Here is a 12,612-nt window from a genome sequence, read left to right on the forward strand (position 1 = left end):
GATCGGGCGCTGGCTGGGTTCACCGCCGAGTCGCTACTGGCGGTCGTGGGCGCAGCGATGGATTCACCGGGGTGCCGCCCATGGGAGTACCACCTGTCGCTGCTGTGGGTGCGAACGCTTCGCCGCCGTCCGGCTGGCGAAGCGGTCGCGCGGGCCGCGGACCTTGCTGGCCTGGTGTCCGTCGCGATGCGGGCCGCGCCTGCAAGGCCGATCGCGATGTCGCGGTGGCCGAATGATCCACGGCAGGTGGTGGGGTTCTCTGTCGGAGGGCGGCGCCGGCGCGTGCACCCAGGGGACTATGAGCATCCGGTAATGCTGCTGCGCCAGATCGCGGCCACCGCGCAGGCTGTGGACCCGGCGGTCATGGCCGCCATGGGTTTCACGCTCACCGACGTGCTGGAGGTGGTCCTGGCGCACGGGCACCGGACAGTGGAAGCGCTCGGGCCGGCTTGGGCCGACACCGGTCTCGACTCTGACTCCGTCGACGAGGTTGTGGAGCCGGTGGTGGCCGAGGCGGAGGTCACCGTGGTCGCCGACCTACTCAACAGCGACGATGCGGACTCGTTGCCCGGGGAGTGCACTCACCCGAAACGTGCAGCAGCGGCGTTGGCGTGGCTGACCCGCGACGCCCGCCGGTTAACCGTCCGGCATGCGCCGCACGCCCCGGCTCTGGGTGCCGTACTCCGGGTGAACGGCGACCTCGGTTCGGTTGGAGTGCCCGCCTGCCTGACCTTGAGCACGCTGGCGGCGGCGACGGAGGCGTTGACCGGCAGGATCGCGAGTGACCAGGCCGCGGCGGCCCGGCTGCAGGCATTGACACTGGCCCACGCCGCGGCGCTTTTCTCCAAGCAGATCGTCGACCGCGCCGATTTGGCAATGCCGTCGAGTACGCGGCCGCCGGTCATCGTCGGGCATGGTCACGCGGTAACCGTGGTCAGCGCCTTGGGGCATCGCGCCCTGAGACGGGCGATCAACTCAGCGACTGCATACTTGCACGGTCAGGGCTGGCACGATCTCGCCGGACAGCTGACCGACCAGGAGGCCGCAAAGCTGGTGAAGGTCGTCGTCTACGGCGGGCCCTTGCTGGTCGGGTTTCACGCCGTGGACAAAACGGTCTTGGTCCACGTTGAAGAGCTGGCTGAGATCCTCGACGACGTGGCCGGCGACTGGACGACCGTCGGGTGCTTCCTGGAGGAGCTGGGCCGCCACGACGGCTTCAAGGAGGTCATGTTCCTGGACATCCTCGATGTCTGGTGGACATGGCGCGATCACGGTGTACTCGGTCCGCTCACGCCGGCCGAACACCCGACCGCTCTGCAGATCAACCCGTATCCGCGTGACATGACCTGGCGCCGCGCCGCGCAGTGGGAGCGGACCGACGCGATCCTGGCGGCTGCCGGCGAGCCAGAGCATGTGGACTGGCCGCACGCCCGCCTCGGAGACGATGGATCGGCTGACCTGTTCACCACGGCGCGCGGCGAGGCCGCGGTGGTCAACGCTGATCCGCCGCTGTTGGTCTGCGTGAACTTCGCCGACGCCGAACGGCTCGGGTTGAGCCCGGACACATTGTTCGGCTTCATCGACGGCCTGCGGATGTGCATTGCCCGGGACGACGATGTCGCGGAACACTTCCGCCTGGCCGACGGCGTGCCCATTCTGTTGATCATGCGGCTGATCGAGGAACGCACCCCAGACGACGCGGACGGATACCAGGTGCGCCTCGCCACCGACGCGGCCCGCGCCGGGCTGTCGACTGCCATCGGACCGGATGTGCTCGAGCAGTTCGCCGGGGACGGAATGGCCGGGCACGACCTGCTGGGCCTGGCCTTGCACGAGGCGGTGAAGACGCTGCGGATCCGGCGGGGGGAGGCCGCAGGCGTACCGTTCGAGGTGTTCCGCGCGGCTTGGGCCGGCGTGGGCCCCGTAGTCACGTTGACGGCACTGCGCGAGAGCATCCCGCACGTCACGCCCGTGGACACCCTGCCGCGGACACCGGCGGTGCGGGCCCGCGCCAGTCGCGCCGTGTTCGATGAGGTGCGCCGCCGGGACGCGCCATCGGGGCGTTTCCGCGATGAGGCTGCGCATCGAGTGGCACAGACCTACCTGGTGCCCGCCATCGAGCAGGAGCTGCGCGGCCGACTCGCGGGCTTCGCCCCGGCGCTGCTGTGGGAGGTCGCCGGCCGGCTCAACGCTGCGCACGCCACCCGCTACGCACGGAACAGACAGCTGGACCAGGCTTTGGCGGGGCAGTGGGCGCAGAACTGGCACGACTACGCCATGGACGACGACCTGAACGCCATGGCCAGCCGGGCGTTGGAGCTGCTGTTCGAGCTCGCCCTGGCCTACCCGCCGGCGGGCGAACGCAAGGTCGATGAGCTCGCCGTCGCCGAGCTCGCCGCGTTGGCCGAGTTGCTGCTGGTCATCGCGGGCCTGGACCACGGATTCGCCCGTGACCTGCACGGCCTCGACGTGTCGATCGACGACGATGGGGCGTTCGCCGTGAACGCGTCCGCCCGGCGAACCGCAGATGAGCCGGAAGCCGATGACGACTCGCTGGATATCGACATGGCGGCGTACGAGCAGGCACTGCGCAGGAACCGGATCGCGCTGTCGCGACCATCAACCGGCACCGATCCCGGCGGGACTGCGTCGCAGCCCGACGGGGAACAGGCTGTTCCGCAGGTGGGCGTCCACACGCGGGTCGCGACGGACTTCAGATCAATACGGGAGGCGCTCCCACCCGCACTGGCCGTAGTCGACGATCAGCTCAAGGCACTGTGGGGTACAGGATTCGACGCCGTCGCCGCCGTGCTCGGCACGGCGGCGGACTGGCCCACCGGCGCCGACGGCTTGGCCGTGGTCGACCGAGAGAAGCTAGTCGGCGAGGTAATCGCCTGGTCACGCCTGCCGGAGCAGGAGGTGAAAGCTGCCCTGGAAACACTGCTGCTGACGGGCGACGCGCTGCGGGTCGCCGGGGATCGCAGCTACCTGGAGATCGAGCAGCGGGCTCACCGTGTCGCGCTTCGGCCCCTGCCGCTGGTAGACGGTCGGGTGTGGATCCTGCCCTGGCAGGTCACGGCAGCGCAGCAACTCTATGGCGACTACCTCGCCCATGCACGACTGCCCTACCCAGCCACATCGCTCCTGGGGCCGACCGTCGACGCGATGACCGAACATCGGAAGGAGCACAACACCCAACTCGAGGAGCTGGCCCGCGACGTCATCGTCCGACTCGGGCTTCCGCACCGGTTCCGGTTCGAGCAACACCAAATGGCCTCAGCCGGTATCAGAAACCCGCTCGGCGAGATCGACCTGCTGATCGCTGACGCATCGACCCGCCGGCTGTGGGTATGCGAAATAAAAGACCCGGTGGCCGCATACAGCCCTGGCACGCTCCGCCGACACGTCCGGAAGTTCACACGGCGGGGCGGGTACATCAGCAAGCTGCTCGCGAAAGCCGAGCAGATCTCGCAGCACGTCGACCTGGCAGCAGCGGCCTGTGGCGTGCCCGAACACGGGCCGTGGCGGGTGATCCCACTGATGATCACTCGACGCGTTGAGCCCGCCGCCTATACCCACCAGCCACGGGTCGCCTTCGCCATGTCGCACACCTTGGCTACCGTGCTCACCACCGACGATGACCCTGTGCCAGGACCGACGCCGTTCTGAGCCGGGCCACGGGCGCTGCTGAACATGTCTGCTCCCTCCCGCATAGGCACACGTGAGCTTCGGCTGCAACGCTCGCACGGACCACGACTGGGGCAGGTTGCTACGCCAGACTGCCGACCATGCTTCTCATCGCGTGGTGCGTCGGTCAGAGCGCGCTTGACTGGCGAAGGTCCTCGTCGTGTTCTCCGTCGGACGGTGTCGGGAGAGTCACGGCCGCGGCCATAGGCGCCCGACCGGGCCCGTGGAGAGCATTCAGGTCTGCGTCGAGCGTGGCCGGGTCGTAGCAGATGTGGTGGATCCAGGTGCCGAGGCCGTTCCAGGTGTTGACGGCCTCAATCCAGCGCCGTGCGGCCGTCGCTTTGGCGTCATCCTTCTCGTCAGGATTTCCCTTGCCCTCAAGGAGCACCGTGAGGCCGTTCTTCATTCGGACCACGAAGTCCGGGCGGTAGCGGTGAGTGATGCCGAAGTAGAGGTACGGGATTTCCAGGAACAGCTTGTGATTCTTTACCCAGGCCTGCACCTCGTCGTGTGCGTCCAGCACGGCGCAGATCTTGCGTTCCAGGCCGGAGTCGACGACGGCGTGTGACAGCTGACTCTTGGCGGCGGGGACGCACCGATCAGTGGGTGAGTTGAAGTTCAAGCCGTCGGTGGTGCCGATGGGCTGGTACTCGTCGAGGGCCGGCAGAAATCGCTCCGGTCCCTCGCCCGGCCGCAGTGCGGCGGAGAGCCGCTCGCGGATGACCGTCAGGTAGCGGAGGTTGCAGATCTCGCGTGGGTCAACGCCGTCCGCGTAGTCAATCTTGCCGCCCTCCGTGACCGGCCGGATGACCTGCCGGGCGATGCGGAGCGCCTGCGGAAACAGCCATGGCTTCTTGTACGGCTGAATCAGCCCAGCAGCAACGCGGAACAGGAGCCGCTGGATGCGGAAGTTCCCGTAGGCGCGCTCCCGGTCCTGTGTCTCGCCGCCCATGCCGGCGTGCGGAGTGCCGAGGTCGAACTCGACCCATGTCTGGGTCGGATCGAATCGGGGCGTGACCCGGATCGGCTCGATCGCGTCCAGGTCGATATCTAGCATGTCCTGGATGTCGGGCACCACCTGGACCAGCCGTGGGAACTCAATCCGCAGGTCCGGTCGGTCACGCACTGTGTGCACGTTCGTGTAGTCCGGCGGTGGACTCGGCTTCCCGCCGGTGGCCTTCGCCATCGGCAGCAGCTGGAACGGGACACCGTAGATGTCGACGAACTCCGGCTGGGACAGGTCACTCATGCTTGAGCGACGCAGGCCGCGACCCACGACCTGCTCGCACAGGAGCTGGGACGCGAACGCTCGAAGGCCAAGGATCTGCGTCACGTTGCGTGCATCCCAGCCCTCGCTGAGCATGGCGACGGAGATGAGGCAGCGGACCTGCTCGCCCGGCTTGCCGACGCGGCCCACCGTGGCGACGATCTCGCGAGTCTGCTCAGCGACGCCGTTGCCCTGGCCAGCCTCGGCCTTAGCGAGAGCGTCCGAGTCGATGCGGATGGTGACGCGGTCGCCAGTCTTCGAGTTGACCAGCATTGGCGAGGCCTCGCCCAGCTCGGCGATGTGCTTCTCCAGCAGCCGCGCAACCGTGGTGTCGTGGGCGATGACGACCATCGCCGGCGGTACGGCGCGGCCAGCCTGCTCCCATGTGGTGGACGTGGCCTCCCACGCGGCGGCGAGCTGCTTGAGCGGCCCATCGGCCTCGGCGAGATAGTCCATCATCGGGTGCGACTCGGCCTCGGCCTGGTTGCGCTTGGGCAGCGTCTTACGGATGTGCTCCCACAGGTTCCGGTACTTAGGCACGGCCTCGCCGGCATCGTCGGCCGTCGGCGTGCGCGGGATCTTCACGAGGCCGGACTCGATCGCGTCGACCAGAGCAAAATCGCTGATGATCCACTCGAACGGCGTCCATGCCCGGTCCTTGAACATGCCGGGATACATGGGGGTCGCGGACAGATCGATTGCGCGTAGGACGCCACGGTGGCGGTGGACCCGCTCCAGCCCGTCAATCCACACGGTCGCCTCGCGCAGCTCGTCGGCGTCCGCACCACGGGCGACCGCGTCGGGCGGAAACCGGTAGGCGTGATGGGCTTCGTCGTTGAGGACAAGGACCCGACCGGTCGGCGACAGGTCTGTGAGGACGCGCCGACAGAACGCGGCATCGGACTCCCGGCCACGCTTGAGCACGGATCGCTTGGGGTCCTCCTTGGGCGCGAGCCCATGCCAGTTCATCACCTGGACGCGGATCTGGCCGAGCAGCGTCGTGTACTGCGGCGGGATCAGATCGAACTCGATGTAGAGCGACTCGGGGTGTGTCGGGTCGATGCCGCCCGCACCAGCGAGCCGGTCCCGGACGGTGATGTTGGGCGCGATGACGAGGATCTGATCGGCGAACCGCGTGTCCTGCCGGTTGGCGGCCTTGTTCAGTCCCGACCAGGTGGTGACCAGGGCCATCACCATCGTCTTGCCGGTGCCAGTGGCCATCTTCACCGCCCAGCGCGCATACGCCTCACCGGAGCCCGGCACGTCGACGCCGACCTTGAGATGGTCGGGCGCCTCGACGAGAAACACGATGGTCTCGACGGCCTCCTGTTGGCAGAAGAACGGCCGGGTGGCGGACGCGACCCGGTCGTCGTCGAACCAATGCCGGAACAGGTCGCGGGTGATCGTCGTGGCCCCGATGTACCCATCCGCGCGCCACTGCCGGACGCGGTCCCGAAGGTCATTGGCCAGCGCGAGTGGGATGACATCGTCGGTGATTTTGAGTTGGCCGTCAGGTGACGGCGCCAGGTAGCCCGCAGTCCGCCGGCCGTCGCGGATCTCTGGGGTGACGCCGCTGAAGTGCCAGTAGCGCGTCGGTTCCGCGAAGGCGTTGTTGATGATGGGGTTGCCCTCGATGACGGTGCTGACGCCACCGCTCTCAGCCGTGTCGCTCGCCATCAGGAGCCGCTCCCGGGCAGCGGAAGCACGACCTCGGCGGCGTTGCCGTCCTGGGCGATGACGCGGACCGCGACGCGGTTGTGTTCCCCGGCGTCGAACGGCAGCGATGTCCACCCGTGAAGCTCGGCGAGCAGGTCGGCGTCCACGGTTCCGCGCAGCGCCGCCTGGAGCTTGTTCCACGCTTCGGTGACGGGGAAGAACGCCTGCGCCACCCGGAACACCGTGCCGTCGTAGTCGTCGTCGAGGAACCAGGCCTGGACGCCGGTCCGGCCGTGGGAGACGACCTCGCCGGTCGCGGCGTCAAAGGTGTCGACGCCTTCGACCATGACCTGGTACCCGTCCTTGCCCTGCTCGATCTTCACGTCGGGCGCGGAGTAGAGCCGGAAGGTCTGGGACGCCTTGGTGTTCTTGAGCAGGTCGCCGACGAGCAGATCTGGGTTGGCCAGCAGCAGCGACACCCGTGTTCCGCCGACCTTGCCGGTGGCGAGGCGTTCCTGGGCGTCGGCGGACACCGCGAACCCGGCAAACACCACCATGTCAAAGCCGATAGCCTCGCGCAGCGCATCCGATACCTGTGCCATCGTGATCGCGCCGAACTTCGGGCCCAGCGCGACGCCGAACCGGCGACGCTTTCCGCCGAGGTCCGCGACACCCTCCGCTTGCAGCGCACCCGCGGCGGCAAGGGGCGTCAGAGACTCTATCTTCGCCGGCTGGCTGCCCGGGCGCGGGATGCCCTGCGCCTGGAGTGCGGCGAGCAGTGTCCCGACATGGTCCGTCGCGTCAGCCTCAACATGCGCCGACTCGCTCGGCGCCTCGTCTGCCGGATTGACCGCGTAGCGCGATAGTGCCTCCACTGTGAACGGCCCAGCCACCCGGACCTTCCCCTTCACCGCGAGGGGCTCGTCGTACAGGGCGACCTGCTCCGATTGCTCACCCCGGGCGATGGACCGTAGCGTCACTCGCTGGAGGGTCTTGTACTGCAGGCCTCCGTCGACTCCCCGGCTCGGGTCGACAAGGCTGTAGTAATCGTACTGGGCAGTGAGCAGGCGCTCCCGGGCGATGGCAAGCGCGACCCGACTGGTGTCCACGGTGATCCACCGCCTTCCATACTGCTCGGCGACGAATGCTGTGGTGCCGGAGCCACACGTCGGATCAAGAACCAGATCGCCGGGATCGGTGGACATGAGGACGCATCGGGCGATGGCCTTGGGAAGGCTCTGTACGACGTACCGCTTCTCGGAAGAGAAGCCGCTAGTGACCGTGTCGTCCCAGACCGTCGACAACGGCACGCTCGGAAAGTCGTCGAGGTAACGCACATACGAGGGCGTGTTCCCTACGACTGCGACGCGACGCGCAGCGAGCAGTCGGGTCATCCCCTCCTCGTTGGTTTTCCATCGCGCACTCATCGACGGCGTGTAGGACCTGCCATCCAGCGTGATGGGGAACCACGACGCGGCGCCCTCTCCCTTGGCGCGTCCGATTGACTGCGAGGTCAGGTTGTCCATCCGGAACCGTCGAGCACCTGCGGGCAGGGGCTGAGCGCCGGTTTTCTCCGCAGCAGTCATCCGGCGCCGGGTCCCGTCAGTGAGCTCAACCCAGGCGTAATTGTCATCGGTCGACTTCGCTGAAGCCTTGCTGGTGTAGAGCGGCCGATACTTCAGCTGGTCCTTGTCCTTGGCGAACCAGACGATGTAGTCCATCGTTCCGCCGAGGAAGGGGCTTGTGCTGCTTGACGTCTTGACATAGTTGATCATGGTCACGAAGTTCACGGCGCCGAAGACCTCGTCGAGCAGCGTGCGGACTCGGTGAACGTTCTCCTCACCGATCTGCACGAAGATCGAACCGGAGTCCGCCAGCAGCTCGTGCGCGACTGCGAACCGATCCCGTAGGTAAGTCAAGTAAGAGTGGACACCCAGTTCCCACGTGTCGCGGTACGCCTGGATCATCTCCGGCTCGCGCGTCAGTGATGCGTCGTCGCCGTCCTTCACGGCCCGGTTGCTAATCGTCGGTTGGAAGTTGCTCTGGTACCTAATGCCGTACGGCGGGTCCATGAACACGCACTGGACCTGGCCAGCCAAGCGCTCACGGTCGAGCAGACTCGTCAGCACCATCAGGCTGTCGCCAAGGATCATCCGGTTCGACCAGTTCAGATCGTGCTGGTAGAACTCGACGGCCTCAGCGGGGTCGAGCACGTCGAGATCGAACAGCGGCTGCTGGAGCCGCTGCCGCCGCACGGACCCGACGATCTTCTGCGCGGACAGTTCCTCGTGCACGTGGATGGAAGGTGCGGGGACCTCAACCAGGTTCCGCTCGGCCTTGCCGGCCCACACGAGTTGGGGGTCGAGGTGCGGGTCATACGCGAGCCGGCGTACCGGTGTTTCATCGCGGTCGAGGTGCGCCAGGCCGGCGGGCGGATTATTGGTCCGCTTAGCGGCAACGTGTTCGTAGTCGTCGACAAAGACCGTCTTGTCGACGTTCACCCCGCTTCGACGCGCCACCTACATCCACTCCCCGTCGCTCAACTCACGTGCCTTTCCGCCTTAACCGGATGACCGTACCTGTGAGCGGCCATACATACGAGACCGCTCGGGCGGCGCCAGCGGTCCTTGGGGTTCGCCTCCGTAGATGCAGCCCCTTCCCACACGAAGCGCGGACCACCATCGAGCGCGCCCGGCGCCGACCCGCACGTAGGTCGGATGGCTTGACGCCGGCCGGCCACCTGGTGCCTCACAAGGCGTCGATCAGTGAGTCCGGTGCCTGCTCGGCCAGCGGACCGCGCTCACGGCGGATCAGGTCCTTCTCAGTCGGTTCGGTGAGCACCTGCCACGCTGTGCTCAGGGCGTTGGCCTGTAGCGCCGCGTCGTTGATCTTGTAGCGCACCACCGGTTTGCGGGCGTTCTTGCCGTGCTGGCCCGGGTCGCCGATCTTCCCCGTACGGAAGTTGCGGCCCGTGCTGGGCAGCCGGTCGACCAGACGCAGCCGGTACAGCATGTCCGCCGAACGCCAGGTCGCGCGGTGCAGGCCGAACATGTCCTCCCGGTCTGCGGAGGTGACGAACACGCCGCCCTGCTCATGCCTGCGCCGGCGCCGGGCGCGCATCGTCAGCAGCATTAGATACGTGGCGATTTCCGCGTCGGACAGCACCCACACCCACAGGCTGGTGAAGAACTCCTGGGGGATGGCGATGCCCCGGGCCGGCACGGTGTAGTCCGGCGCCTCGCTGCTGCCGACCTCCGACAGCAGCTGGACGTCGCGGTAGCGGCGGTTGCCGCCCGGCTGGCGCGGAATGCGCACCAGGTGCAGGTCCTCGAGGCCGGCCAGCGCCTCGGTGATCTGCCGCTGCCGCAGCATCGCCGTCGACCGCGGCGGGCGGCCGTCGCGACCCGTGCTCCCCTCCGGCCGTACGTCGGTGAGCACCAGTTCCCGCCAGCCGGGGTACCTGTCGTCGGCGCGGCGCACGATGTTGCGCGGGTTGCGCACGATAGTGGAGGCCCCGTAGCGGCATTGCGCGTCGAACAGCAGCAGCAACTCCAGGCGCAGTTGCAGCCCCTGGGTGCGCAGCAGCCGCGGCACGATTGGCTCGTGGTTGTCGCCGCGGCGGGCATAGATGAACGCCGGCCGAACACGCACATGCGTCGGCCGTCGGCCCATCGCGGTGGCGCCGTCGCGGCCGCCGGTGCCCCACAGGTGCGCCAGGCGCTCGCTAACCGCGTCGGCCAGCAGCCGTTTTCGATCCTCGCCGTCGAGCGCCTTCCGCAGCCGGGCCAGCCGACCGATACGAGAACTGATGCCCTCCTCGCCGGTGCTCGGCGCGCCGCCGTTCGGATGCGGCGCGCTCACCCGCGGCTCCGCAGCACCCGCGCGAACCGGGTCAGGGCCTGCAGCACCTGCAGGCAGTGCCGTCGGGTCGACGCCGAGCGGGCCGCCAGGGCCAGCACCGCGATCACCACGACCGCGGCGGTGACCAGCGAGATCGGGACCGCCAGTATCAGCAGGACTAGCGGCAGAGGGTGGTCAGGACCGCCCCACATGTGTCACGCTCCGAGAGGTAGTAACTGGTGCGGGCCTGCCTGCCGGAGCTTTCCAGGGTCACCGGCGGCGCGGGCCTTCGCCGTCTTCGGCGATGGGCCAAGCGTGCCGCATCGGAGGGCCCGCCGCACGGATTTGATCTTGAGCGGGAATCCCCTCTTGCCGACCACATAGCTGTACTAGGAGTAGCAACACTGTGTGGTCGGCGGGAGGGTGTTTTCCAGAGGGCGTTTTTCGATGTACAGCGCTGCTCGCGAGAGGCGGGGTGGCGCTGCACCGAGCGCGACGCTGGTCGACGGCTGCGGGACGCCAATGCCCGCGCCGTGCTTGGAAACAGCCCCCGTGCCGTACGCCACCTCAAGCGGGCCTGCGCCGACCCGCATATCGTCGCGTTCCCGTATCGGCCTGGGAGCTGGTCGGCGACAAGCCGCAGCCATGCACGCCTAGGCGCCGTTGCTGCGCACCGGTCTTGGCCGGCGCGATCCCTATCGGGGCCGGATGCGGCACGATGGCCGGATGGCGGCAGTAGAGGCATGGTTTTGCGGCGGGCCGGTCGACGGGAAACTGATGCCCGTGGAGGTGGGCGCCGACGGCAGCCCGCCGGCGGTGGTCAAACTGCCTCAGACAGGTTTCTACGTCGGGCCGAGCGATGTCCCGGCGCCCGCGGTTGAGCACGTCTACGTCCTGACCGACGGGTTTGATGACTTCGAGGTCTACCAGTACCGGCAGCCCGTTTCCGATCCGGCGGACTGACCAGCCACCGCCAGCGGAACGCTGTTCTGCCGTTGTTCGCTTGTAGACCATTGCTCTGCCGGCCGGCACCTGTGTATATCGAAGTACCGCTATCTTCGATGACCGGGAGAGCCGATCGTGACCCGTACCCCGCGCTGGGCCGCCACCTTGCTGGCCGCCGTCACCGCCACCACCGCCCTGACCGCCGCCCCCGCCTACGCCGAAACCTACTCGGCTTACCTGCGCACCGCGGTGTCGAACCTGCCGGTGGCGAGCGAGGTTCGCACCGGCTACGACCGGAGCCTGTTCCCGCTCTGGATCGACGCTGACGGGGATGGATGCAACACCCGCTACGAGGTCCTCATCGCCGAAGCCACCACCAAACCGTCCGTCGGCTCCGGCTGCTCGCTGTCCGGCGGTCGCTGGTACTCCTACTACGACAACGCCTACTGGACCCTCACCAGCGACCTGGACATCGACCACATGGTGCCCCTGGCCGAGGCGTGGGACTCCGGCGCCCGGAACTGGACTACCAGCCGCCGCCAGTCCTACGCCAACGACCTCGGCGACTCCCGGCCCCTCGTGGCGGTCACCGACAACGTCAACCAGGCCAAGGGCGACCAGGACCCCGCCACCTGGATGCCGCCCTACAGCTCGGCGCGTTGCCGCTACATCAACGAGTGGGTGGCTACGAAGATCCGCTGGCGGCTCACCGTCGACACCGCCGAGAAGAACGCCCTGACCAGCTGGGCGAACTCCTGTCCGAACGTCACCATCACCGTCGTCCGGGCCTTCTGACAGCATCCGAAGGGCGCCGCGCTGGCCGGTTCTCGCTGCTTGCCCCGGTTGGTTGCGGCGCCCTTTCGTGCAAGTCGTGCTCAGCGGGCCCTTTTCAACGTCCCCGGCCCGGTTGACCAGGCGCGGGCCGGCGGCGAAAGGCCGCCCGCTGGCGCCCAGACATAGATCCACGGCGGGCCAGCGCCGGCGAGGGGCTCAAGCTCGTAGACGCCGGCCATGTCGGCGTCGAGTAACTCGCCACCGAACTCCACCCACAGCCAGTTCTGGTCGATCACGTCGGGCGGAACGCCGTCCTCGTCGACGGGCACCAGCAAGGATCGGCCATCGACCGGACCTCCGACGCACGGCACGTCGACCTTCTCCCACATGCACCGATCATCGGACGGCTGTCCTGATGACCAGGCAATTTCGCGCGTTCCCGC

General features: G+C 67.8%; 8 protein-coding genes. 3 read left to right on the forward strand and 5 right to left on the reverse strand.

What is annotated here, in order from left to right; genetic code table 11:
• Positions 1-312 precede the first annotated feature (312 nt).
• On the forward strand, positions 313-3,669 hold the full coding sequence (locus ACZ6S5_RS09875) for a hypothetical protein (RefSeq protein WP_465999602.1): 3,357 nt from the start codon (positions 313-315) through the stop codon (positions 3,667-3,669).
• Between the two features lie 145 nt (positions 3,670-3,814).
• On the opposite strand, the gene ACZ6S5_RS09880 is transcribed toward ACZ6S5_RS09875, so the two are convergent.
• The 4 genes from ACZ6S5_RS09880 to ACZ6S5_RS09895 form a co-directional block, all read right to left on the reverse strand.
• A complete protein-coding gene (locus ACZ6S5_RS09880; RefSeq protein ID WP_465999603.1) occupies positions 3,815-6,631 on the reverse strand; it encodes a DEAD/DEAH box helicase family protein in 2,817 nt (938 codons plus the stop codon).
• Positions 6,631-9,111 (reverse strand): site-specific DNA-methyltransferase, encoded by a 2,481-nt coding sequence (locus ACZ6S5_RS09885; protein ID WP_465999604.1) that lies wholly within the window; start codon positions 9,109-9,111, stop codon positions 6,631-6,633. The genes ACZ6S5_RS09880 and ACZ6S5_RS09885 overlap by 1 nt, the downstream gene beginning before the upstream one ends.
• 247 nt (positions 9,112-9,358) lie before the next feature.
• Positions 9,359-10,471 carry a hypothetical protein gene (locus ACZ6S5_RS09890; RefSeq protein WP_465999605.1) on the reverse strand — a complete coding sequence of 371 codons (1,113 nt, stop codon included), beginning with the start codon at positions 10,469-10,471 and terminating at the stop codon, positions 9,359-9,361.
• Positions 10,468-10,662: a hypothetical protein gene (locus tag ACZ6S5_RS09895; RefSeq protein WP_465999606.1), complete on the reverse strand. Its 195-nt coding sequence runs from the start codon at positions 10,660-10,662 to the stop codon at positions 10,468-10,470. Before ACZ6S5_RS09895 ends, ACZ6S5_RS09890 begins: the two co-directional genes overlap by 4 nt.
• Before the next feature lie 514 nt (positions 10,663-11,176).
• On the opposite strand from ACZ6S5_RS09895, the gene ACZ6S5_RS09900 reads away from it, so the two are divergent.
• Positions 11,177-11,413, forward strand: coding sequence for a hypothetical protein (locus ACZ6S5_RS09900; RefSeq protein ID WP_465999607.1), 237 nt, complete (start codon positions 11,177-11,179; stop codon positions 11,411-11,413).
• Positions 11,414-11,530: 117 nt separating this feature from the next.
• Positions 11,531-12,190, forward strand: coding sequence for an HNH endonuclease family protein (locus ACZ6S5_RS09905; RefSeq protein WP_465999608.1), 660 nt, complete (start codon positions 11,531-11,533; stop codon positions 12,188-12,190).
• An 80-nt stretch (positions 12,191-12,270) separates the two neighbouring features.
• On the opposite strand, the gene ACZ6S5_RS09910 is transcribed toward ACZ6S5_RS09905, so the two are convergent.
• Positions 12,271-12,558, reverse strand: a complete 288-nt coding sequence (locus ACZ6S5_RS09910; protein ID WP_465999609.1) for a hypothetical protein — start codon at positions 12,556-12,558, stop codon at positions 12,271-12,273.
• Positions 12,559-12,612 lie beyond the last annotated feature (54 nt).

The organism is Micromonospora sp. NPDC051924 (genome assembly GCF_055586005.1).